This window comes from Pseudomonas sp. Irchel 3H3 (assembly GCF_900187635.1).
Classification (GTDB): Bacteria; Pseudomonadota; Gammaproteobacteria; order Pseudomonadales; family Pseudomonadaceae; genus Aquipseudomonas.
Map to the genome: position 1 here is coordinate 123,377 of NZ_FYEC01000010.1, position 23,272 is coordinate 146,648.

General features: G+C 61.5%; 15 protein-coding genes. 7 read left to right on the top strand and 8 right to left on the bottom strand.

The annotated features are described in order from the left end of the window. Positions 1–346: 346 nt before the first annotated feature. Entirely contained in the window at positions 347–2,290 is a 1,944-nt protein-coding gene (locus CKW24_RS13690; RefSeq protein WP_095168766.1) for a DNA topoisomerase III, read from the bottom strand. A gap of 256 nt (positions 2,291–2,546) precedes the next feature. Here CKW24_RS13690 and CKW24_RS13695 point away from each other — a divergent pair, with 256 nt between their 5' ends. Both CKW24_RS13695 and CKW24_RS13700 read left to right on the top strand, forming a co-directional pair. Continuing rightward, complete coding sequence (locus CKW24_RS13695; protein WP_095168713.1) at positions 2,547–3,872, top strand: OprD family porin; 1,326 nt, start codon at positions 2,547–2,549, stop codon at positions 3,870–3,872. Between the two features lie 173 nt (positions 3,873–4,045). Further along, complete coding sequence (locus tag CKW24_RS13700) at positions 4,046–4,261, top strand: hypothetical protein (protein WP_095168714.1); 216 nt, start codon at positions 4,046–4,048, stop codon at positions 4,259–4,261. 173 nt (positions 4,262–4,434) lie between these two features. Here the strand turns inward: CKW24_RS13700 and CKW24_RS13705 are convergent, their stop codons facing one another. The 4 genes from CKW24_RS13705 to CKW24_RS13720 all read right to left on the bottom strand — a co-directional run bounded on the left by CKW24_RS13705 (position 4,435) and on the right by CKW24_RS13720 (position 10,552). After that, positions 4,435–4,767, bottom strand: coding sequence for a DUF2790 domain-containing protein (locus CKW24_RS13705; protein WP_095168715.1), 333 nt, complete (start codon positions 4,765–4,767; stop codon positions 4,435–4,437). Positions 4,768–4,916: 149 nt separating this feature from the next. Next, complete coding sequence (locus CKW24_RS13710; RefSeq protein ID WP_095168716.1) at positions 4,917–8,078, bottom strand: CusA/CzcA family heavy metal efflux RND transporter; 3,162 nt, start codon at positions 8,076–8,078, stop codon at positions 4,917–4,919. 26 nt (positions 8,079–8,104) lie between these two features. Next, positions 8,105–9,310, bottom strand: coding sequence for an efflux RND transporter periplasmic adaptor subunit (locus tag CKW24_RS13715; protein WP_095168717.1), 1,206 nt, complete (start codon positions 9,308–9,310; stop codon positions 8,105–8,107). 66 nt (positions 9,311–9,376) lie between these two features. Continuing rightward, positions 9,377–10,552, bottom strand: coding sequence for a TolC family protein (locus CKW24_RS13720; RefSeq protein ID WP_095168718.1), 1,176 nt, complete (start codon positions 10,550–10,552; stop codon positions 9,377–9,379). A 537-nt stretch (positions 10,553–11,089) separates the two neighbouring features. Here CKW24_RS13720 and CKW24_RS13725 point away from each other — a divergent pair. After that, positions 11,090–11,764 carry a heavy metal response regulator transcription factor gene (locus tag CKW24_RS13725; protein ID WP_095168719.1) on the top strand — a complete coding sequence of 225 codons (675 nt, stop codon included), beginning with the start codon at positions 11,090–11,092 and terminating at the stop codon, positions 11,762–11,764. Next, on the top strand, positions 11,761–13,167 hold the full coding sequence (locus CKW24_RS13730; protein WP_095168720.1) for a heavy metal sensor histidine kinase: 1,407 nt from the start codon (positions 11,761–11,763) through the stop codon (positions 13,165–13,167). The genes CKW24_RS13725 and CKW24_RS13730 overlap by 4 nt, the downstream gene beginning before the upstream one ends. 50 nt (positions 13,168–13,217) lie before the next feature. On the opposite strand, the gene mgtA is transcribed toward CKW24_RS13730, so the two are convergent. Continuing rightward, positions 13,218–15,932 (bottom strand): magnesium-translocating P-type ATPase, encoded by a 2,715-nt coding sequence (mgtA, locus tag CKW24_RS13735; RefSeq protein ID WP_095168721.1) that lies wholly within the window; start codon positions 15,930–15,932, stop codon positions 13,218–13,220. A gap of 922 nt (positions 15,933–16,854) precedes the next feature. Further along, positions 16,855–17,073: a DUF4287 domain-containing protein gene (locus CKW24_RS13745; RefSeq protein WP_095168723.1), complete on the bottom strand. Its 219-nt coding sequence runs from the start codon at positions 17,071–17,073 to the stop codon at positions 16,855–16,857. Positions 17,074–17,239: 166 nt separating this feature from the next. Between CKW24_RS13745 and CKW24_RS13750 the strand changes: the two genes are divergently transcribed. The 3 genes from CKW24_RS13750 to CKW24_RS13760 all read left to right on the top strand — a co-directional run bounded on the left by CKW24_RS13750 (position 17,240) and on the right by CKW24_RS13760 (position 21,313). Beyond that, positions 17,240–17,761, top strand: coding sequence for a sigma-70 family RNA polymerase sigma factor (locus tag CKW24_RS13750; RefSeq protein WP_095168724.1), 522 nt, complete (start codon positions 17,240–17,242; stop codon positions 17,759–17,761). Further along, the gene (locus CKW24_RS13755; protein WP_095168725.1) at positions 17,758–18,729 is read left to right on the top strand and encodes a FecR domain-containing protein; all 972 of its coding nucleotides are present in this window, start codon (positions 17,758–17,760) and stop codon (positions 18,727–18,729) included. Before CKW24_RS13750 ends, CKW24_RS13755 begins: the two co-directional genes overlap by 4 nt. A gap of 106 nt (positions 18,730–18,835) precedes the next feature. After that, positions 18,836–21,313 carry a TonB-dependent receptor gene (locus CKW24_RS13760; RefSeq protein WP_095168726.1) on the top strand — a complete coding sequence of 826 codons (2,478 nt, stop codon included), beginning with the start codon at positions 18,836–18,838 and terminating at the stop codon, positions 21,311–21,313. A gap of 252 nt (positions 21,314–21,565) precedes the next feature. Here CKW24_RS13760 and CKW24_RS13765 read toward each other — a convergent pair whose 3' ends face one another. After that, entirely contained in the window at positions 21,566–23,188 is a 1,623-nt protein-coding gene (locus CKW24_RS13765) for an MFS transporter (protein ID WP_095168727.1), read from the bottom strand. Between the last annotated feature and the right edge of the window lie 84 nt (positions 23,189–23,272).

Consider the following 23,272-nt stretch of genomic DNA (forward strand, 5'->3'; position numbering starts at 1 on the left):
GCTCCCACCCATGTGTTGGGTGTATGCGAGATCTGCGGGCAGGCAAAAACACTGTGGGAGCGGGCTTGCCCGCGATGGGGTCAGCACATTCAACATCGATGGTGCCTGACGCACCGCCATCGTCGGAACGCCGCCCGGAGCAAGCCCGCTCCCACAGGTTTGTTGGGTGTATGCGAGGTCTGCGGGCAGGCAAAAACTCTGTGGGAGCGGGCTTGCCCGCGATGGGGTCAGCACATTCAATATCGATGGTGCCTGACCCACCGCCATCGCGAGCAGGCTCGCTCCTACAGGTTTGCTGGGGGTATCCGAGATCTGCGGGCAGGCAAAACACGGTGGGAGCTACCATTCAGGCCTTGGGCTTGGCCTTGCGTTTGCCGGTCGTTGCGGTTTTGCGCGCAGCGCTCTTGCGTTTGCCTTTCCAGGGTGTCGCGCCTTTGCCGGCTGGGCTTGCCGGGCCGCTGATGGTCAGGCGCAGGCCGGTGCAGCGGCCCACTTGCTTGCTCATCCAGGCGGCCTGCTTGGCGACAAACTCTTCCAGGCTCATTTCTCCGCTCTGCACCATGTCCAGGGCTTGTTCCCAGATGGCCGTGGTGCCGGGATCGGCGATGGCCCGGGGGACGGCGTCGATCAGGCTGAAGGCCGCCGGCGTGGCAGCCAGCGCCTTGCCGTGCTTGACCAGGTAACCACGGTCCAGCAGCCCCTGGATGATCCCCGCGCGGGTGGCTTCGGTGCCGATGCCGGTGGTGTCCTTGAGCTTTTGCTTGAGCAGCGGGTCCTGCACCAGCTTGGCCACGTTTTTCATGGCCTTGATCAGGTCGCCTTCGGTAAACGGCTTGGGTGGCTGGGTCCACAGGTCCTTGAGGTTGACGCCGGCAACTGGATAGTCGCTGCCCTGGGTCAAGGGTGGCAGGTTTTGCGGGGCGGCTGGTTCGCGTCCCTTGGCCGCTGCCAGGGCCTCGGGCATGGCGCGTTTCCAACCCGGTTCCACCACCTGCTTGCCCACCGCGCGCAGTGCCTGGCCGGCACAGTCGAAGTCGGCCTGGGTGCGGTCGTACTCATGGTTGGGTAGGAACTGCGCCAGGTAGCGCGCACGAATCAAGGTGTAGACCGCCCGGTGCTTGCCGCTCAGGCGCTCGAAGTTGTGGGCGGCGGCAGTGGGGATGATGCCGTGGTGGGCGCTGACCTTGGCATCGTTCCAGGCCCGGGAGCGGCGTTGCGGTTCCAGGTGCTGGAGCAACGGCGCGAGGCTTGGGTCCGCGCGGCCCAGGGCCTGGAGAATCGCCGCCGCTTCGCCATGCTGGCTCACGGGCAGGTAGCCGCAGTCACTGCGCGGGTAGGTGATGACTTTGTAGGTTTCGTACAGCGCCTGGGCCACGTCGAGGGTTTCCTGGGCCCCCAGGCCGAGCTTTTTCGAGCAGATTTCCTGCAGGGTGCCGAGGTCGAACGGCAGTGGTGCGACCTCCCGCATCCGCTCGGTGCGCAGTGTGACCAGGCGCGCACTGGCGGCATTGCGCATGGCGTGCGCCGCTTGTTGGGCCAGTGCTTGATTGAGGCAACGGTCCTGTTCATCGCACAGGTCCGACGGCGCCCGCCATTGGGCGGTAAACGGCATACCGTCGTGCAGCAACTGCACGTCGATCGCCCAATAGGGCACCGGCACGAAGTCGGCGATGCTGCGGTCGCGGTCCACCACCAGGCGCAGGGTCGGGGTCTGCACCCGACCCACCGGCAGTACGCCCTGGTAACCGGACTGGCGCCCGAGCAGGGTGAACAGCCGGCTCATGTTCATGCCGATCAACCAGTCGGCCCGCGAGCGACCCAGTGCCGAGTGATACAGGCTGAAGGTTTCCGCTCCCGGCTTGAGGGCCGCCAGGGCCTTGCGGATCGAGGCATCGTCGAGCGCCGACAACCACAGCCGCTGGATCGGCCCGCGATAACGACAGTGCTCCACCAGTTCGCGGGCAATCATTTCCCCCTCCCGGTCGGCGTCGGTAGCGATCACCAGATCCTGGGCCTCGCCCAGCAGGCGCTTGACCGCCTTGAACTGGCTGGCGGTCTTGGGCTTGACCAGCATCTTCCACTTCTCGGGAATGATCGGCAGGTCTGCCAGCACCCAGCGTTTATAACGGGCGTCGTAGGCATCCGGTGGCGCGGTTTCCAGCAAGTGGCCGATGCACCAGGTGACGGTGATCCCCGACCCCAGCCAGCAGCCATCGCCACGCCGGCTGGCGCCGAGCACCGCGGCAATGTCTTTGGCCTGGGAAGGTTTTTCACACAGATACAGACGCATATCGACCATCAGTCTTCAGGTAACAAGCTGCACAGCATGCGCGGTGCAGCGGCCTGGATCAATCTTTATCTGTATGGATGTACAGTCAAAGGCGTTGCCGGCCATTGCGCCCGACACCACGCCCGTGCATGACGAAATTGTCATTCGCCCATCATCTTCACGTTATCTCGTGCTTGCCACGATATCGCTCGGCGGACCTGGGGCGCTCGGCCCCGCACTACAACAAGACTTTGCGCCAAACATTCAGGAGCGAAAGATGAATAACAGCACAACATTGACCCTGGCGGCGATAGCCGCGCTGGCCGGTTCCGGCGCTTCACTGGCGGTGGCCGAAGAGAAGCCCGAGGGGTTTGTCGAGGGCAGCAGCCTGACGGTGCTCAACCGCAACTATTACTTCAACCGTGATCACCGCAACGGCCAGTCCAGCCCTACGGGCAATGGTTACTCCGAGGCCTGGGCACAAGGGATTATCAGCAAGTTCGAATCGGGATTCACCCAGGGCACTGTGGGTGTCGGGGTGGATGCCTTCGCCATGATCGGCCTGAAACTGGACACCGGCGACGGGCGCAATGGCGGACGCAGTTCGTTCGATGTATTGCCGGTCGACGCACGGGGCGAGGCCCGCGATGAATACACCAAGCTCGGAGGCGCGGCGAAACTTCGTGCGTTTGATACGGTGGTCAAGGTGGGCGATGTGTTTCCTGCCACGCCGGTGGTGGCTGCCGGTGATTCGCGACTGCTGCCGGAAAGCTTCACCGGGGTCACGGCCAGCAACACCAGCCTGGAGGGCCTGACGCTGCAGGGCGGTCGTCTGCACGCGATGAGCCAGCCGGTTTCGAGCAACATGCGCGACAACTTCGCAACCTTTTATGCCGGGCCGGTCAACTCGCCCTGGGTGGCGTACTTCGGCGGCGATTACAGCCTCAACCGGCACGTCAGCGTCAGCCTGTATTCCAGCCGGCTGAAGGACGCCTGGAATCAGTACTACGCCGGTACGACCCTGAGTTATCCGCTGGCCGAGGAGGTTTCGCTGTTCGGGGGGGTGAACTATTACAAGGCGGTAGATGAGGGCCAGCAGTTGCTGGGCCGGTTCGATAACAACATCTGGAGTGCCAAGGCCGGGGTGAAGTTCGGTGCCCACAGCCTGGCGCTGTCCCACCAGCGCAATAACGGCAGCGATGACTTCGACTACCTGCGACAGTCGGACTCGATCTTCCTCGATAACTCGATCCAGTACAGCGACTTCAATTCGCCCAAGGAGCGTTCGTGGATGGTGCGTTATGACCTGGACATGACCACGTACGGAGTTCCGGGCCTGAGTTTCATGACCCGTTATGGTCGCGGCAGTGATGCCGACTACTCCAACGCCAACGCGGTGTACATGCGCCGCGATGCCGAAGGCAATCCGTTGACGGACCAGAAGCGCTGGGAGCGGGATATCGAAGTCAAATACGTGGTGCAGTCCGGATCGCTCAAGGATCTGTCGTTGCGCGTGCGCCAGGCGAACACCCGGGCCACGGCATTCGAGTCGGATCTGGACGAAGTCAGGCTGATTGTCGAATACCCTTTGGCGATTCTTTAATAGTGGGTGATGGGATAAGCCGTTTGGCCCAGTTTTAATAGCCAACCTATCAAGAATGTAATGTCCCGCCCATGCTCCTGTTAACTTGGCTTTTTTATACTTGTCGGCAAGCCAAAGACTTGAAGGCCACTAGGTCGGCGAGTCTTTCCGATAATGGTAAGAGGAAGCCTGTCATGAAACTTGCGAAGTTCGTGTTTATTGCGGTAGTTGCCGTGGCCAGCAGCAGTGTGTTTGCCGAAGGGGGCGCCGAGCGTTCTCAGCAATACCTGGCAGCGTTCAAATTGAGTCAGCAACAAGTGCACGGTACTTCGAGCACGGTTGATGTTCAGTCGACGGCCAACGCTGACGCACAGGGTGAGGACAAGCAGGGCAAGAACTCGGAGGGTTGATCACCGTTCACAGTGTCCATTCACCTTGGTAGCGTCGTGCTCCTTTGGAAGAGGTGAATTTTTCAGCGTCCTTCGGGACGCTTTTTTTTGTTCTCCAGATTGTTGCTGCTGTCATAGCCGCTGGAGCGAGTGCGCTCGCTCCAGCGGGGCGGACGTTGCCGGGCTCAGCGGGGTCAACCGCCGCGACGGTTGCAGTCGCCGGCAACGGTGTAGCGCAGGGTATTGAGTTGCCCGCGGGCGTCTTCATAGGTCATCTGCGCCGGCACGGGCCCGCAGGACTTTATCGGGGGAGTGACATTCACCACTTTGACCACATCCAGTTTCATGCCATAGGCATATTCCTTGACGATGGGTTGTTCCTTGCCTTGTTGGGCGGCATAGCGCTGCATGGCCATCCGATTGTTCTGCATCATCGTTTCAAATCGTTTGTCGCCGCCACTTTCGGCGAGGGTGTTAGTGGACACAATCAGCGCTGCGGTGAGGCTGATAAGTTGGCTAAGTTTCATGTCGATTACCTCGGTTAAATAAAGCGCAATATTATCAATCCCGACCTGTCGTCGACGTGGCGGCACGATGACAGATCAGTCATGCAAATACCCAAAACACTAAAAAACCCGCAGTCATTAATGACTGCGGGCAAGTAAGCACGAATAGATTAGTGCGCTGGGTTTTCGCTCACGAGCTCTTCATCCCGCCGATGGGCCCAGTGATACAGCGCCGGCAATATCAATAACGTGAGGGCCGTCGACGACAGGATTCCACCGATCACCACGGTGGCCAGGGGCCGTTGGACCTCAGCACCGGTACCGGTTGCCAGGGCCATAGGGATGAAGCCCAGGGACGCCACCAGCGCGGTCATCAGCACCGGACGCAAGCGCGTCAAGGCGCCTTCGTTGACGGCCACGCCAAGGGATCGACCTTGCTCGCGCAGGTTGCGGATGAAGGCGATCATCACCAGGCCGTTGAGCACTGCCACTCCGGACAGCGCGATGAACCCCACGCCGGCGGAGATCGACAGTGGAATATCCCGCAGCCACAGGGCCATAACACCACCGGTCAAGGCGAACGGGATGCCGGTGAACACCAACAAGCCATCCTTGAGGTTGTTGAACATCATAAATAGCAGCGCGAACACCAGCAGCAAGGCCACCGGCACCACAATCTGCAGGCGCTTGGCAGCCGACTGCAGCTGCTCGAACTGACCACCCCAGGAGGTCCAGTAACCGGCAGGAATCTGTACCTGCTGCTCGATCTGGGCACTGGCCTGCTGCACGAACGAACCGATATCGCGGCCACGCACGTTGGCACTGACAATCACCAGGCGCTTGCCATTCTCGCGACTGACCTGGTTTGGCCCGAGCACCAGATCCAGGCTGGCAACGTCCGCCAGGGCTATGAAGCCGATGGTATTGGCACTGCCGTTGAGCAGGGCGGGTACTGGGATCAGCAGCTTCGACAGGCCATCGACGTCCTTGCGCATGGCGTCGGACAAACGCACCACCATGTCGAAGCGCCGATCTCCTTCATACAGGATGCCGGCCTGGCGTCCGCCAACCGCCACCGCTATGGTGTCCTGCACATCACCGACGTTGAGCCCGTAACGCGCGGCTTTGTCGCGGTCGATATTGATGGTCAATACCGGTAGGCCGGTGGTCTGTTCGACCTTGACCTCCGAGGCGCCATCGATTTTTTGCAGCGTCGCCGCAATCTTCGTCGCGGTGCTGTTGAGTACGTCCATGTCGTCACCGAAGACCTTGACCGCGACGTCGCTGCGCACCCCGGAAATCAGCTCGTTGAAGCGCAGCTGGATCGGTTGCGACAACTCATAGTTACTGCCCGGCAACAGTGCGGTCACCCGCTGGATATCGGCGATCAGCGCCTCGCGGCTTTTGTTCGGGTCGGGCCACTGTTGCTGCGGCTTGAGCATCACGTAGCTGTCGGAGATGTTTGGCGGCATCGGGTCGGAGGCGATCTCGGCGGTACCGGTGCGGGCGAATACACGTTGCACTTCGGGGATCTTTTCCAGCAGCAGCGTTTCCAGGCGCTGTTGCATATCCACGGATTGGCTCAGGCTGGTGCCCGGTACGCGCAAGGCTTGCAGGGCGAAGTCGCCTTCGCTGAGGCTGGGCACGAACTCACTGCCCATGCGGCTGGCGACCACCGTGCAGACGCCGATCATCGCGAGCGCCAGGGCGAACGCCAGTTGGCGGTGCCCCATGACCCAATCCAGCGCTGGCGCATAGGCCCGGCGCGCGCCGCGCATGACCAGGTTCTCGCCTTCCTTGACCTTGCCGGTGACAAACATCGCGATTGCCGCTGGCACGAAGGTCACCGAGAGCAGCATGGCGCCGAGCAGGGCAATCACCACGGTGAACGCCATTGGATGAAACATTTTGCCCTCGACCCCGGTCAGGGCAAAGATCGGCAAGTACACCACCATGATGATCAATTGGCCGTAGATCAGTGGCCGTCGTGCTTCCCTGGCTGCCGCGAAGACTTCATGGAAGCGCTCGGAGCGAGTGAGAATACGGCCATGCTGCTGCTGGGCGTGGGCCAGACGGCGGATGGCGTTCTCGACGATGACCACTGCGCCGTCGACGATAATGCCGAAGTCCAGCGCGCCGAGGCTCATCAGGTTGGCGCTGACCTTGTTGGTGAACATGCCGGTGAAGGTGAACAGCATGGCCAGGGGGATCACCATGGCGGTGATCAGCGCTGCGCGGATATTGCCCAGGAACAGGAACAATATGGCGATCACCAGGATCGCGCCTTCGATGAGGTTTTTCTTGACCGTAGCAATGGCTTTGTCGACCAGCGTGGTGCGGTCGTACACCGTCACTGCGACCACGCCCTGAGGCAGGGTCCGGTTGATCTGCTCAAGCCTGCTGGCCACCGCTTGCGACACCGTGCGGCTGTTTTCGCCGATCAACATGAACACCGTGCCGAGCACCACTTCCCGGCCGTTTTCAGTGGCGGCACCGGTGCGTAATTCACGGCCGATGTCGACACTGGCGACGTTCTTGATCCGGATTGGTGTGCCGTCGACGTTGGCCATGACGATGTTGGCGATGTCATCGAGACTCGCCACCTGACCGGGAGCGCGAATCAGCAACTGCTCCCCACTGCGCTCGATGTACCCGGCACCGACGTTGGCGTTGTTGCGTTCCAGTGCGCTCACCAGGTCGGTCAACGTCAGCTTGTAGGCGGCCAGGCGCTTGGGGTCGGGGGCAATCTGATACTCCTTGGCAAAGCCGCCGATGGTGTTGATCTCCGCCACACCGGGCACATTGCGCAGTTGCGGCTTGATGATCCAGTCCTGGATCACCCGCAAATCGGTGGGGGTGTACGCGCTGCCGTCCTCCTTGCGCGCATCGGCGCTGGCTTCCACGGTCCACAGGAAAATCTCCCCGAGCCCCGTGGAGATGGGGCCCATGACGGCCTCGACGCCCGGAGGCAGTTGCTCCTTGGCCACCTGCAGCCTTTCATTGACCAATTGCCGCGCAAAGAACAGGTCGGTGCCTTCCTTGAAGATCACCGTCACTTGCGATAGCCCTGAGCGTGACAGCGAACGGGTCTGTTCCAGCGCCGGCAACCCGGCCATGGCCGTTTCGATGGGGAAAGTGATGCGCTGCTCGGTTTCCAGCGGCGAGAACCCGGCTGCCGCTGTGTTGATCTGCACCTGGACGTTGGTGATGTCCGGCACGGCGTCGATCGGCAACTTCTGGTAGCTGGCGATACCCAGGCCAGCCATGAGTAGAACCGCGAGCAGCACGATGATGCGCTGCTGGATGGCGAATTGGATCAGGCGTTCGAACATGAGGACCTTCTTGTGCCGATAGCGGATCAGTGAGCGTGCTCGGCCGAAGCCTTGCCCAGTTCTGACTTGAGGATGAAGCTGCCCGCCGTGGCGACGTGCGCCCCGGCATCCAGCCCCTGGAGGATTTCCACCTGGCCTGCGGAGCGGCTGCCGAGCACCACTGTCCGAGCCTCAAAGCCGTCGTCAGTGCGCAGGAAAACACTGGGGCTGTCCTCAATGGTCTGAATCGCGGTTTCAGGGACGGTGACCGGGGCCTGGCGGGTATCGGTCGTGACCCGCACGGTCACGAACAACCCCGGACGCCAGGCGCCGTCTGGGTTGGCGAGGCTGGCCCGGACCGTGGCCGTGCGGGTTTGCTCGCCCAGCAGGCTGCCGACGTAGGACACGTTGCCCGCCACTTCGGCATTCAGTTCCGGGGCATTGACGTTGACCGCCGTGTCGACTCGTACGCTGCCCAGATCCTTTGGCGAAACCCCAAACGTTACCCATACCCGCGACAGGTCGGAGAGGGTAAACACGCTGGTGGAGTCATTGACCACTTCCCCCAGGGTCAGGTGTTTTTCCACCACCATCGCGTCGAAAGGCGCACGCAACTCATAACGATTGCCACCACCGGTAGCGCTGCTGCCACTCAATGCGCTGATTTTCTGGCGTGCGTTGTTCAGGGCGATCTCGGCTTCTTGCAGGGCTTGGCGCGCCTGCAGAAAATCCTGCTCGGCGGAAATCTGCTCCTGCCACAACTGGCGTTCACGCTCAAAGGTGCTGCGCGCCAGTTCAACGCGACGCTGGGCTGCCGCCTGCTCACTGCGTTGCTCGGAGATTTGCGGGCTGGCAATCACCGCCAGCAACTGGCCCTTTTTCACCGCTTGTCCGAGGTTGACCAGCACCTGCTCGACCACCCCGGGTGCGCGGGGAACGATGTGAGCAGTGCGGTCTTCGTCGAAACGTACTTCGCCGGGGAACGCCAGGGACAGCGCCATGACCTGTGGCCGTGCCTCGGCCAGTTGAATGCCGGCGGAGTTGATCTGCTCCTCGCTGAGCGTCAGGTGACCTTCGGCTTCCTCCGGTTCTGCTTCAGTTGCTTTGTCGACCGTGATCTGGGCGGGTGTGCCGTGCTCGGCGTGCGCCTGCTCTGCATCGGTCGCAGACGTGGCGCGGGTGGTCAGCAATGAGCCGAGGCCGATGCCGGCGCTCAGGGTCAAAGCGATGGCCAGGATGGCTTTTTTGTCCATGGATACTCCAGGCACCGTTGGGTCAGTACGACCGGACGGGTGCGCAATACGGCTATAGATAGGATTTCAAGGGGTGGGGAAGAGGGCGCGGGTGTCGCCATAGATGCGTTCGATACGCACCCAGGCATCGGTGGCATCGGCCACGGCCTGCAGGTATTGGCTGCGTGCTTCGAACAGGGTGCGCTGGGCATCGAGCACGTCGAGGAAGTTGAATTTGCCCATTTCAAAGCCACGGGTGGCGCTGTCGACTGCACTTTGGGCCGCCGGCAGGATCACCTGGTTGAAGGCGTTGACTTCGGTGTTGGCGGTGGCCCATTGGTCCAGGCCTGACTGAACCTCGGAGCGCAAGCGCAATTCGCTGGCGTTGCGCAGGTCCCGAGCCTGGTCGGTGCGGCGCGCGGCGGCCAGCACATTGCCCTGGTTGCGATTGAACAGTGGAATCGGCATCGACACGCCCAGGAGGTTGACCCGTTCGCGATCGGTCTCGCTGTACTGGCTACCGATGCTTACCGTCAGGTCGGGGATACGCAGGGCCTTTTCCAGGCCTAGTGAGGCTTCCTTCTGGTTGATCTGCAAACGCGCCAGGCGCAGCTCGGCGGTATCGGGGAGGCGATCAAGCAGGATCTGCGAGGACGCGATGGCCGGTAATGCGCTTGTCGGTTCTTCGGCGCGGGTAAAGGTGGCCTGTGGGGCCCCGGTGACCTGTGCCAGCTGCTGATAGGCGGTGGCCTGGTCACGTTCGGCGCGACGCAGTTGCAGGCGCACCTGCGACAGTTGCACCTGCGCACGCATGGCTTCGACCGGCGCCGCCTTGCCGGCGTTGATGCGCCCCTGGGCTACGCGTAGTCCGCGCTCGGCCAGTAGCAGCGATTGCTCGGTCAATGACAAACGTTGCTGGGCGGTGGTCGAACTGTAGAAGGCCTGGATCACATCCGCGCGCAATTCATTGCGTCGACGTTCCAGCTCGATGCTCGCAGCGTCCTGCGCACGCTCGGCGACTTCGATTCGGGCGCCGCGTTTTCCACCCAGTTCCAGCGGTTGGCTGAGCATCAGTGTGGTGGTTCGCGAGCGGCGTCGGGTGTCTTCGGCCTCCCAGGACACTTGCGGATTGGGGATCAAACCCGCCTGCTGACGGTCACCCTCGGCAACCCCAATTTCCCATTGTGCCGCAGCCAGATCAGGGTTGTCGGCAAAGGCACTCTGCAGCGCTCGCTCCAGGGTCAATGGTGCGGCCTGTGCCATGGCCGGCAAGGCACTGGCGGCGACTGCCAGACTGAGCAGTAAAACAGCAGGGCCAGTGATTAACTTTCTGATCCTGGGTGGAATAACGACGCATTGATAACCCTGCACTGTGGACGTTCCTTTAATGCGAAACAGGCGATGGCGTTAATCTAGAGGTCGGTGCTTATCAGTAAGGTGGCTGGATAATTACAAATACGTTATCCGCGGTGTGCGCGGGTACGTGTGTATTAGGATGGAAAGTGTTGGAACGTTATAGGTATCGCCATCGAAATATGACGATACAAACACCGATGGTTTATCCGCTCAGATGCACTTGTTGATTTTGTTTGTTCGTGAATTAGCCTGCCTGTTAGTTGCGGCATTTTGTCGCGCCTGCAGATTGCAGCGCTCAAGGTCGCGGATTCCGGTTGACCCTGAAGCCACTACAGACATTAGCGTGGTGCATGAGCGGTTCATGTTGAATCACAGAGCCGTATGAAAAAATCTTTGTCGTGCTCTGAATAAATCCATGCGTTATTTGTTTAAAGGTGAACAACTATGCGAATCCTTGTGATCGAGGACGAGCTGAAAGCTGCCGACTATTTGCACCAGGGGCTGACCGAAAGTGGCTATGTAGTGGACTGTGCGAACAACGGTGCAGATGGACTTCACCTGGCCCGGCAACAGGCCTATGACTTGGTGATACTTGATGTAAACCTGCCTGAGGTAGATGGCTGGTTCGTGCTGGAACATATCCGCAAGAGTGGCAACACCCTGGTGATGATGCTGACCGCCAGAGGGCGGCTTGCCGATAAGGTCCGTGGGCTGGATCTGGGGGCTGATGACTACCTGGTCAAGCCCTTCGAGTTTCCCGAACTGCTGGCGCGGGTACGCACATTGCTACGGCGCAGCGCGCAGATTCCGTTGCCTCAGGTGTTGAAGGTGGCCGACCTGGAACTGGATCAGGGGCGACATCGGGCGTTCCGGGGTGAGCAACGTATCGACCTGACCACCAAGGAGTTCGCGTTGCTGCACCTGCTGATGCGCCAGTCGGGTGAAGTGCTGTCGCGGACCCAGATTATTTCCCTGGTATGGGATATGAATTTTGATTGTGACACCAACGTGGTCGAGGTTTCGATCCGCCGCTTGCGGGCCAAGATCGACGACCCATTCGACCGTAAGCTGATCCACACCCTGCGCGGCGTCGGTTATGTGCTGGAGGCGCGCGAATGAAACCGGCCAGCCTGTCGATGCGCTTGGGGTTGACGGTCAGCGTCCTGGGCGCAGTGCTGGTGGTGGTGTTGGCCATTCTCGCGTTCCTGGCGCTGACCCACGAACTGGACGCCCTGGCCAAGGGCGGCCTGGAAAGGAAAATGCAGCAGATTCGCCACAGCCTGGCACTGGAGCAGCACGCCAGCGACCTGCCGCTCAAGCCACACTCATTGCTGGACCAGGTCATGGGGCATGACAACCTGAACCTGACGATTCTCGATCAAAGCGACCCGACGGCACCGTTGCTCAGTGTCGGCAGCCCACTGCCGTTACCGGCGCAGGCCCGTCGTGAGGCGGCCGCGGCGAGTCAGGACAAGGTCACCTACTTCAGCCGTTCGGATGATCAGGGCAGGCACTTTCTGACGGCCACCCAATTGATGCCGATCAACGATGGGCAGTTGGTTGTGGTGCTGTTGTCGGTTGACCGCTCCAATGATGAGGCCCTGCTCAGTGCCTACCTCAGCTCGACCCTGATTGCCTTGCCGTTGCTGTTGATCCTGATTGGCCTCAGTGCCTGGGCGGTTGTCCAGCGTGGCCTTGCCCCGCTGCGTGAGTTTCGCAAAGTCGCAGCGATGGTTTCGGCCCAGGACCTGAATCATCGACTGTCGGAAGCCAATATGCCCCAGGAGCTCAGCGAACTGGCGCATGGCATCAACTTCATGCTGCACCGGCTCGACAACGGTGTGCAGCAACTGTCGCAGTTCTCCGACGATCTGGCGCACGAACTGCGTTCGCCCATCAGCAACCTGATGGGCAAGGCCCAGGTGACCCTGTCGCGGGAGCGTCCAATCGAGGAGTACAAGGCGGTGCTGGTGTCCTGCACCGAGGAACTGGCGCGAGTCACGCGCATCGTTTCCGACATGCTGTTCCTGGCCCAGGTCAGCCACCCGGCGGCGCTGGTGCCCTTTGAAGTGATTTGCCTGGAGGATGAGGCGCTGAAGGTCGCCGATTTATTTAGCCTGGCGGCGCAGGAAAAACACATCACCCTGCAGGTTTCCGGCAGCGGACGAGCCCTGGGCGACCGACTGATGATCCAGCGCGCGATGTCGAACCTGCTGTCCAACGCGATTCGCCATTGTCCTGACGGGCAGGCGATTTCGCTGGTTATCGAACGTCACGGCGAACACCTGTCGGTGCTGGTGAGCAACCCCGGTGCGGGCATCGAATCCCACCATCTGCCGCACCTGTTCGACCGCTTCTACCGCGTCGACAACAGCCGCTCCCGCGCTCAGGGCGGCACCGGCCTGGGGCTGGCCATCGTGCGCTCGATCATGAGCCTGCACCAGGGCTCGGCCCAGGTGCAGAGTTCACCTGGGAGTGTGACGGTGTTTCGGTTGGTGTTTCCCAATGGGCGTAACAGCTAAGGCATTGGGAAACTTCTTTGACAGCTGCACGGCCGGGAGGCCTCAGCCCCTCAAAACCACTGCTTGAAACGGCGGATGTAGAGCGTCTTCATCACCTGGGCGACCACGCAGTAGCTGAGCAGGGTGCCCACCAGCCATGGGAAGTAGGACCACGGCAGCGGCGTCAGGCCGACCAGGTTGCCCAGTGGCGAGAACGGAATGTAGATGCCCAGCACCATGACCAGGCCGGTCATCAGGATTACCGGTAGCGCCGCGGTGCTCTGGAAGAACGGGATCTTGCGGGTGCGCAGCATGTGCACTACCAGGGTCTGGGACAGCAGCCCTTCGATGAACCAGCCGGACTGGAACAGGCTCTGCATTTCCACGCTGTTGGCCGCGAACACGTACCACATCAGGGCGAAGGTGGTGATGTCGAAGATCGACGAAGTCGGCCCGATCCACAGCATGAACCGCCCGATGTTCTGCGCATCCCATTTGCGCGGTTTGCTCAGGTATTCCTTGTCCATCTTGTCCCACGGCAGGGCCAGTTGGGAGATGTCGTACATCAGGTTCTGCAGCAACAGGTGGATCGCCAGCATCGGCAGGAAGGGAATGAACGCGCTGGCCACCAGCACCGAGAACACGTTGCCGAAGTTGGAGCTGGCGGTCATGTTCAGGTACTTCATGATATTGCCGAAGGTCTCGCGGCCCTTGAGCACACCTTCCTCGAGCACCATCAGGCTTTTTTCCAGGAGGATGATGTCGGCTGATTCCTTGGCAATGTCGGTGCCGCTGTCCACCGAGATGCCGACGTCGGCATCGCGCAGGGCCGGGGCGTCGTTGATCCCGTCGCCGAGGAAACCGACGGTGTGGCCGTTGGCTTGCAGTGCCTTGAGCACCCGGGATTTCTGCAGCGGCGTCAGCTTGGCAAACACCGTGCGTGTTTCGACCTGTTGTTGCAGGGTCGCGTCGTCCATCGGCTCGATGTCCTGGCCGAGCAGCGGCTTGCCGGGCTCCAGGCCGACTTCACGGCAGATCTTGCAGGTCACCACGGGGTTGTCGCCGGTCAGCACCTTGATGGTCACGCCCATGTCCCGCAGCGCAGCAATCGCCGGGCCGGCCGTTTCCTTGGGCGGATCGAGGAAGGTCAGGAAGCCGCGAATCACCAGGTCGCGCTCGTCGCCAGTGGCGTACTGGGCTTTGCTCTGGGCCTTGGGGATGTGCCGGGTCGCCAGCACCAACACGCGGAAGCCGTCTTCGTTGTATTGGTTGGCCAGGCGCAGCAAGGCTTCGCGTCGCGGGTCATCGAGGGGCACGTCTATGCCGTCCTCGTGCAGGTAGCTACTGATGCCGAGCATTTCCTCGACCGCACCCTTGCACACCAGCAGGTGATCGGTGTGGTTGTCTTCGACGATGATCGACAGGCGCCGGCGAATGAAGTCGAACGGCAATTCATCGACCTTGCGGTAGGCCAAGGGTCGCTTGAAATGTGGGTTCTGCCGGGCGAACTGCACCACCGCCTGGTCCATCAGGTTTTTCATGCCGCTTTGGTGGTGGCTGTTGAGCCAGGCCAGTTCCAGCACGGCGTCGTCGCGCTGGCCGGCGCTGTCGAGGTGATGCTCGAGGATGATTTTGTCCTGGGTCAGGGTGCCGGTCTTGTCGGTGCACAGCACGTCCATCGAACCGAAGTTCTGGATCGCATTGAGGCGCTTGACCACCACTTTGCGCTTGGCCATCGCCACCGCACCCTTGGCCAGGTTGGCACTGACGATCATCGGCAGCATTTCCGGGGTCAGGCCGACCGCCACGGCCAGGGCAAACATGAAGGCTTCGCTCCAGTCGCCCTTGGTGAAGCCGTTGATCAGCAACACCACCGGCACCATCACCAGCATGAAGCGGATCAGCAGCCAGCTGACGCTGTTGACGCCCCGGTCGAAGGCGGTTTGCGTGCGTGAGCCGACGATGGCCTTGGCCAGCGAGCCAAAGTAGGTGCGTGGGCCGGTGGCGACCACCACGGCGCGCGCGGTGCCGCTGACCACGTTGGTGCCCATGAAGCAGATGTTGGACAGGTCCAGCAGGTTGTTCTGCTCGCTGGTCACGCTCGCCGCGGATTTCTGCGCGACGTCCCCCAGGGTGTCGTATTTCTCCACCGGCAAGGCTTCACCGGTCAGCACCGCCTGGCTGATGAACAGGTCCCGGGATTCGAGCAGGCGGATGTCTGCGGGGATCATGTCGCCGGCCGACAGCTGCACGATGTCGCCTGCCACCAGTTCACGCATGGGTACTTCGCGCAGGGTCGGCGTGCTGCCCGGCTGGTCGCGGCGCAGCACGCTGGCGGTGGTGCGCACCATGCTCTTCAGGGCTTCGGCGGATTTGCCCGAGCGGTACTCCTGCCAGAAGCGCATCAGGCCACTGGCCAGGACCATCACCAGGACGATGATGACGCCGGTCAGGTCGGTGTCTTCGCCGTCCCGCAGAGGGATCCAGAAGTCGGTGATGAAGCTGATGACCGTCAGGGTCAGCAGCACATAGATGAAGGGATTGTTGAAGGCCTTCAGTACTTGCACCAGGGCGTGGGGTGGCTGGTCGTGCGCCACCTCGTTGCTGCCGTCGCGCAGCAGGCGGCCTTCGGCGTCGAGTTCGGTCAGGCCGACGCTGCTGGTCTTGAGGTTGGCTAGGGTCACGGCCAGGCCGTTCTGCGCTTCACGGGCGGCGCGCATTGACAATTTGCCGGCGTCGCGTGGGCTACCCTTGAGGACTTTTTTTGCGGTTTTTACTGTGTTCATGCTGGGTGCTCCTGCCGCTGGCTGGCGGCACGACACAGCAACCACTCAACTAATAAAAGGCGAGCGAAAGTGCATCGAATCGCCCGGCAGCGATCGATTCTGGGAGTTGTTGTTATGCTGTTTTAATGTTCGCCGTACACCGCTGAAACACAGGCATACAGCGAACCGTCTACTGGCGTCGTCCATGCTTGTTCTCGCTCTATTAATGTTTTAACGGGCAATAGAAAGTTGCCGAATTCCTGAATAAGGAAAACGTCGATCATTGGTGCCTGGAGAACTTTCAGATCAACTGAAAGTGCGCGCCCCGAGAAACCGGCCGAGTAGCAAAATGGCCTGTTGCATCAGGTGCACGAAGCCCCGACTTGGAGGTTCCTGGCCGTCATCGAGGCTCCAGCGTTGCTCGAGCTGGCCACTCGCCGGGCAGACGTGCCAATGCCCCAGCGGGTGAGATCGCAGGCGTGCAGGCGGGGCGTTGAAAAGCGCCCGTGGGAGGGCCGCTGGCGGGCGGCGCAGCAGGGCGCGCGCCGCTTTGGCAAGGGGGCGAACCCCTGGGATGTAGGTGCAGATGAAGTTCATAACATGCCTCGCAACCGGACTGACGCCGGCGAGGCAGGTTACGTTGGAACCTCAGGCTCTAGCGCAGCATGCCCGACCGAGGTCGAGTCCCGTCGATGACTGGGTAAGTGGCCCGACCTGGCGTATACGCATCGGTCGGGCAGCGTCTAGATACTGTGTCCATTGAATTCTTTTGTGAGTTGAAAAAAGGGTCGGCTTTACCGACCCGGGGCAATCTACTCAGGCGAGTGTTTTAAGTCAACCGTGAATTAACAGTTGTTTGGCAATTAGACAGGAAACAGTGGTAGTCGGTGTAAGTTACCGTTTAAAGGTCGTTTATATATGACAGCACTATGACAGTCGATCCTCATGACTCTTTACCTTTGAGCAATGCATAGATAGCCATGGAGTGGCCATGACCGAGGTCGAAGTCGGCTTTCAACCATTCGATGATCTGGCCGGCCTTGACTCCGGCTTTCAATTTGCCGTCTTCGGCGAACCCTTTGGCGTTGGCCAATTGCTTGAGGTCAGCCGGTGATTGGCCGGTCTTGGCCTGGATGTTGTCCAGATAGGCTTGGAATGACATGACGTGGCAGCTCCTGGATGCACGTAGAGGTGGCTTCAAGCCTAGACCAGATTTAATCCCTGGCGACCAAGGGTGGGTGCGGCAGACGAATGGCAACTGCCTATTGCCAAGCCCACCCGCGCCACATGACAATGCGAAACATTATCAATCACGAACCTGCGCCGTCATGTCTGCCAACGATCTTTCCCTGCGCAGTGCCGTCCACGACCTGTACCACGAGCATCACGGCTGGCTGCAAGGCTGGTTGCGCCAACGCCTGGGCAGCGCCTGCGATGCGGCTGACCTGACGCAGGACACGTTCGTGCGGGTGCTCAAGGCACGTAATGCGCTAGAGATTCGTGAGCCGCGGCCGTACCTGTCGCAGGTCGCCAAGGGCCTGTTGATCGATCTGTTTCGCCGGCGTTCGCTGGAGCAGTCCTACCTTGAAGTTCTGGCCAGCGCCCCGCAATCTCAGCAACCGTCGCTCGAAGAGCAGGCGATCATGCTGCAGGCGCTGCTGGATATCGACCGCATGCTCGAAGGCCTGGGCAAGCAGGTCAAGCAGGTGTTCATCCTGTCGCAGTTCGAAGGCCTGACGTATCCGCGCATCGCCGAGCGCCTGGGCATTTCCACGCGCACGGTGAATAACCACATGGCCAAGGCCATGGAGCATTGCTGCCTGATGCAACTGCAGTTGCAGCTGTCATGAGTCACCTCAAGTCCAGCTTGTCCGGTCCTGAACTGCAGGCGCTGAGTGCGGCCGCGCAGTGGTATGCGCGGCTGCAGTCCGGTCAGGCAAGCGACCAGGATCGACAGGATTGGCATGCCTGGCAGGCTGCCGATGAGCTGCACCGCCAGGCCTGGCAACGCATCGAGTCAGTACGCCAGCAGATGGACCGGGTGCCGGGCAACTTCGTGGCGCCGACCTTGCACGGTGTCCAGCACTCGCGCCGGCAGGTATTGCGCAGTGTGCTGGTGCTGGCGTCGGCCGGTTCCCTGGGGTGGTTGGGCTGGCGCAGCGAGACCACCCAGAACCTGTTGGCCGACTACCGCACTGCCGTGGGGGAGCGGCGTGAGGTGCGTCTGGCGGATGGCAGTTCGTTACTGCTCAACACCGACACCTCGGTCAACGTGCGCTTCGACGGCGCGCAACGGGTGCTGGAATTACTGTGGGGCGAAATGCTGGTCAGCAGCGCCCTGGATCCGCGCAAACGACCGCTGCGGGTCAGTACCCGTCACGGGCAGGTGCTGGCCCTGGGGACTCGTTTCATCGTGGGTTCCCAGGTCGCTGGCGGGGCGGTCGCGGTGCTGGAAAACGCCGTGCAGGTCAGCCTGGCGCAGAGCGGGCCAGCGGTTCGCCTTGAAGCTGGGCAACGCCTGGACTTCACCGCCCAGGCCCTCGGCTCGATTCGCCAGAACGATGCCACGGTCGGTGCCTGGCAGCAGGGCAGCATCATCGCCATCGACCGACCGCTGGGCGAGTTGCTCGCCGATCTCTCGCGCTATCGTCCCGGGGTACTGCGCTGCGACCAGCAGATTGCGCGGATGAAGATTTCCGGCGCCTTTCCGGTGGATGACACTGACCGGGCACTGGCTGCGTTGCACAGCGGCTTCGGTCTGAAGATCCAGCACTACAGCCGCTATTGGGTCAATGTTTCCGGGCCTGCGGCGGCCTGAAACGGTGCGTCTGAAAAATTAATTGATTCTCATGTGCACTTTTTATCGACCTCGTTCGGCTCATCCCTCAGTGATTTCATTTGGATGGTTCTGGGGGAGGGTAAGCATGTCTTTTGTGTACAAGCCGGGTGCGGGTCGGTTGGCGACTGCGGTGAGGATTGGCCTGTTCGCGCTGGCAGCCAGCGGCACTGGTGTGGCGACTGCCCAGGCCGCGGCGGCGTCGCAGCAGGCGGTGCAATCCTACGATATCGCGGCCGGCAGCCTGACCGAGGTGCTGAGCCGATTCGCCAGTGCGGCGGGCGCGGCCATCTCGTTCGACGCACGGCAGACCGCGGGCCAACAATCAGCGGGTTTGCGCGGTACCTATAGTGTCGGCGATGGGTTTGCGCGGATTCTCGCCAACAGCGCCTTGCAAGCCGAACCCCAGGCCAACGGCAGTTATGTGCTGCGTCCCCGTCCGTCCGCAGGCTCGGCCCTGGAGTTGGCGGCGACCAACGTCAATGCCCAGGAACTCGGGGCGACGACCGAAGGCAGCGGTTCGTACACCACCGGTGCGGTGACCATCGCCAAGGGGGCCCATTCGCTCAGGGAAACCCCGCAATCGGTGACCGTGATCACCCGCAAGATGCTCGACGACCAGAATCTCAACACCATCGACCAGGTCATGGAAAAGACCCCGGGCATCACCGTCTATGACTCGACCATGGGCGGCAAGTACTTCTACTCCCGGGGTTTTCGCATGTCCGGGCAGTATGAGTACGACGGTGTGCCGCTGGACATGGGCAACTCCTATGTCCAGGCCGACAGTTTCAGCAGTGACATGGCCTACTACGATCGCGTCGAGGTGCTGCGCGGGGCAGCCGGGATGATGAAGGGCTCGGGCGGCACCGCCGGCGGCGTCAACTTCGTGCGCAAGCGCGGGCAGAGTACCCCGCAGACCCAGTTGAGCCTGTCCGGCGGAACCTGGGACAACTACCGAGGCCAGGTCGATACCGGCGGCCCGCTGAACGAGTCCGGAACGTTGCGTGGCCGTGCGGTGATCGCCGAGCAGAGCAAGCATTACTTCTATGACGATGCCAGTCGCAAGGACCAGGTCTACTACGGTGCACTGGATTACGACTTGTCCGCCGACACCACCCTGGGCTTGGGCATTGCTTACGAAGATGTCGACGCCAACCCGTGCTGGGGTGGCATGCCGCGCTACCGCGATGGCAGCGACCTCAAGCTCAGCCGCTCGACCTGCCTGGACCCGTCCTGGAATACCTGGCGCAGCCAGCGCACCACCACCTTCGGTGACCTGGCGCACCAGTTGAATGACAACTGGGCGCTGAAAGTGGCCGGGGTCTACAGCAAAAACACCCAGGACATCAAATACGCGTTCCCGTCCGGCGCGATCACCCCAGGCAACGGCACCGTGCGCATGCTGGGCAGCATGTACGACTACGATCAGGTCGACTATGGCCTGGATGCTTACCTGGACGGCAAATTCGAGGCGTTGGGGCGCGAGCATGAGTTGATCGTCGGCCTCAATGGCAGTCGCTCGAACAAGAACGACTTCTACTCGGTGGCATTCCTGCCGCAGACCCAGGACGTATTCAATCCCGACAAGCACCTGCCGAAACCCGATGACAGTTATTTCATCGCCAACTCGACCCGTGGTGGTCCGGTGGACAGCGTCACCAAGCAGTATGGGGTTTACTCCACGGCCCGCCTGAAACTGGCCGACCCCTTGACCTTTGTCCTCGGTGGGCGGGTCAGCTGGTACGACTCCGAAACCGATTCGCTGTTCATCAACTCGGGTATTTCACAGACGGCCAAGACCAAGGAAACCGGGCAGGTCACGCCGTTTACCGGGCTGCTGCTGGACCTCAATGAAAACCTTACGGCCTATACCAGCTATTCGGAGATCTTCACCCCGCAAGGCAACCTGCGCTCCGAAAGCGGCGCGGCGCTCAAGCCGCTGGTAGGGCAGAGCTATGAATTGGGGATCAAGGGCGAGTGGTACGGTGGTCGCCTCAACAGCTCGTTCAACCTGTTCCGCACCATCCAGAAAGACCAGGCCCAGACCGACTACAACTCGTCCTGCCCATCCTCGGACGGTTATTGCTACGTCAACGCCGGCAAAGTCCGCGCCCAGGGTTTCGAAGCGGAGGTCAGCGGTGAGCTGATCGAGCGCCTGCAGTTGCTCGCCGGCTACACCTACACCCAGACCAAGACCCTCGATGACATCGACACCAGCCTAAACGGTGAGGCGTTCAACAGCTATGTGCCACGCCACGTGCTGCGTATGTGGGGCGACTACGCCCTGGAGGGAGCGCTGGAGCGATTCACCCTGGGGGCCGGGGTCAATGCGCAAAGCGACAACTTCCGCGTGTCACCCTTGAGTGGCGAAAAGATCAGCCAGGGCGGGTACGCCGTGTGGAACGGCCGGGTCGGCTACCGCATCGACGACACCTGGTCGCTGGCGCTCAATGGCAACAACCTGTTCGACAAGCGCTACTACAGCACCATTGGCACCGAGACCTTTGGTAACTACTACGGCGAGCCGCGTAATTTCATGGTCTCGGTAAAAGCCGACTTCTGAAGTTAATGCAGGAACTTGTGGGAGCGAGTGCCCGCTTGCGGCTTGCTCGCGATGGTCGTCAACGATGACGCGTTTTGCCTGGATGAACGCGTCGCACTGGCCTCATCGCGAGCAAGCTCGCGATGAGGCCAGCCCATTCGACATCGATGGTGCCTGACACACCGCCATCGCGAGCAAGCTCGCTCCCACAGGGTTTGCGGTGCCTACAGGGCCCGATTTACACAGGACCTGTAGGAGCGGGGCCCTTCGGGCTCAGTTCTTCTCCAGGTCGACATCCTTGGTTTCCCGCAGGCACAACATACCCACCACCAGGCTCACGCCGGTGATCAGCACCGGGTACCACAGGCCGTAGAATATATCGCCGGTGTACACCACCAGGGCAAACGACACCGTTGGCAGGAAGCCGCCGAACCAGCCGTTGCCGATGTGGTAGGGCAGGGACATCGAGGTGTAGCGGATGCGGGTCGGGAACAGTTCGACCATCAAGGCCGCCAGCGGCCCGTAGCACATGGCCGAGATGATGATCAGCGCCACGATCAGGGCGACGATCATCGGTTTGTTGACCTGCTGGGTATCGGCGGTCTGCGGATAACCGGCCAGGGTCACGGCACCGCGCAGGGCGGCTTCGTCGTAACCGTCGATTTTCACCTCGCCAATGCTCACTTGCACGCCACTGCCGGCCGGTGCGGCGGCGCTGCTGTACGGCAGGCCCTGCTTGACCAGGAAGGTCTTGACCTTGTCGCACGGGCTGTCGAAACGAGCCTTGCCGACCGGGTCGAACTGGAAGGTGCAGGTGGCTGGATCGGCCAGCACGGTAATCGGCGCCTGTTGGCTGGCGCGGTCGATGGCCGGGTTGGCGTAGTGGGCCAGGGTCTTGAAGATCGGGAAGTACAGCACGGTCGCCAGCAGCAGGCCGAGCATCAGGATCGGTTTGCGCCCGACCCGGTCCGACAGCCAGCCGAAGAAAATGAAGAACGGCGCGCCGATCACCACGCTGACAATCAGCAGGGTGTTGGCCAGGGCCGGGTCCATCTTGAGGAACTGGGTGAGGAAGAACAGCACGTAGAACTGCGCGGCGTAGAACGTCACCGCTTGCCCGGCGTTGATGCTGAACAGCGCAATCAGCACCACCTTGAGGTTTTCCCAGTTGCCGAAGGACTCGCGGATCGGCGCCTTGCAGGACTTGCCTTCTTCTTTCATTTTCAGGAAGGCCGGCGATTCATGCAGGCTCAGGCGGATCCAGGTGGAGATGCCCAGCAGCACGATCGACAGTAGGAACGGAATACGCCAGCCCCAGACTTCGAACTGGTCGCCGGTGAAGTAGCGGCACCCCAGCACCACCAGCAGCGACAGGAGCAGGCCGAGGGTCGCGGTAGATTGAATCCAGCTGGTGTGGAATCCGCGTTTGCCCATCGGTGCGTGCTCGGCGACGTAGGTCGCAGCCCCGCCGTACTCCCCGCCCAGGGCCAGGCCCTGGAGCATGCGCAGCACCACCAGGATGATCGGCGCGGCGATGCCGATACTGGCGTAGGTCGGCAGCAGGCCGACGCAGAAGGTCGCCACACCCATCAGGATGATGGTGGCGAGGAAGGTGTATTTGCGCCCGATCATGTCCCCCAACCGGCCGAACACCAGCGCGCCGAACGGCCGCACGATGAACCCGGCGGCGAAGGCCATCAAGGCGAAGATGAACGCGGTGGTGTCGTTGACCCCGGCGAAAAACTGCTTACTGATGACCGCCGCGAGGGCGCCATAGAGAAAGAAGTCATACCATTCGAAAACCGTCCCCAGGGACGAGGCGAAGATAACTTTCTGGGTGTCCTTGCTGGTGCCGGTGCTCAGCGTTCCTGCCACGGCGGGTGCCTGGTCTGACATACGGGTATCCCTCACAGTGATTATTTATTGTTGTTCCACTGTCGGCGCCTGCCTTACGGGCTGGCGCGTCTGCTGTCATGCATC

What these genes read in the sequence shown, in the direction of transcription:
- CKW24_RS13720 (WP_095168718.1), bottom strand. Translation starts at nt 10,552, where the DNA reads ATGGCACAGGCCGCACCATTGACCCTGGAGCGAGCGCTGCAGAGTGCC.
- CKW24_RS13695 (WP_095168713.1), top strand. Translation starts at nt 2,547, where the DNA reads ATGAATAACAGCACAACATTGACCCTGGCGGCGATAGCCGCGCTGGCC.
- CKW24_RS13765 (WP_095168727.1), bottom strand. Translation starts at nt 23,188, where the DNA reads ATGTCAGACCAGGCACCCGCCGTGGCAGGAACGCTGAGCACCGGCACC.
- CKW24_RS13745 (WP_095168723.1), bottom strand. Translation starts at nt 17,073, where the DNA reads ATGTCATTCCAAGCCTATCTGGACAACATCCAGGCCAAGACCGGCCAA.
- mgtA (WP_095168721.1), bottom strand. Translation starts at nt 15,932, where the DNA reads ATGAACACAGTAAAAACCGCAAAAAAAGTCCTCAAGGGTAGCCCACGC.
- CKW24_RS13755 (WP_095168725.1), top strand. Translation starts at nt 17,758, where the DNA reads ATGAGTCACCTCAAGTCCAGCTTGTCCGGTCCTGAACTGCAGGCGCTG.
- CKW24_RS13760 (WP_095168726.1), top strand. Translation starts at nt 18,836, where the DNA reads ATGTCTTTTGTGTACAAGCCGGGTGCGGGTCGGTTGGCGACTGCGGTG.
- CKW24_RS13730 (WP_095168720.1), top strand. Translation starts at nt 11,761, where the DNA reads ATGAAACCGGCCAGCCTGTCGATGCGCTTGGGGTTGACGGTCAGCGTC.
- CKW24_RS13715 (WP_095168717.1), bottom strand. Translation starts at nt 9,310, where the DNA reads ATGGACAAAAAAGCCATCCTGGCCATCGCTTTGACCCTGAGCGCCGGC.
- CKW24_RS13705 (WP_095168715.1), bottom strand. Translation starts at nt 4,767, where the DNA reads ATGAAACTTAGCCAACTTATCAGCCTCACCGCAGCGCTGATTGTGTCC.
- CKW24_RS13750 (WP_095168724.1), top strand. Translation starts at nt 17,240, where the DNA reads ATGTCTGCCAACGATCTTTCCCTGCGCAGTGCCGTCCACGACCTGTAC.
- CKW24_RS13700 (WP_095168714.1), top strand. Translation starts at nt 4,046, where the DNA reads ATGAAACTTGCGAAGTTCGTGTTTATTGCGGTAGTTGCCGTGGCCAGC.
- CKW24_RS13690 (WP_095168766.1), bottom strand. Translation starts at nt 2,290, where the DNA reads ATGCGTCTGTATCTGTGTGAAAAACCTTCCCAGGCCAAAGACATTGCC.
- CKW24_RS13725 (WP_095168719.1), top strand. Translation starts at nt 11,090, where the DNA reads ATGCGAATCCTTGTGATCGAGGACGAGCTGAAAGCTGCCGACTATTTG.
- CKW24_RS13710 (WP_095168716.1), bottom strand. Translation starts at nt 8,078, where the DNA reads ATGTTCGAACGCCTGATCCAATTCGCCATCCAGCAGCGCATCATCGTG.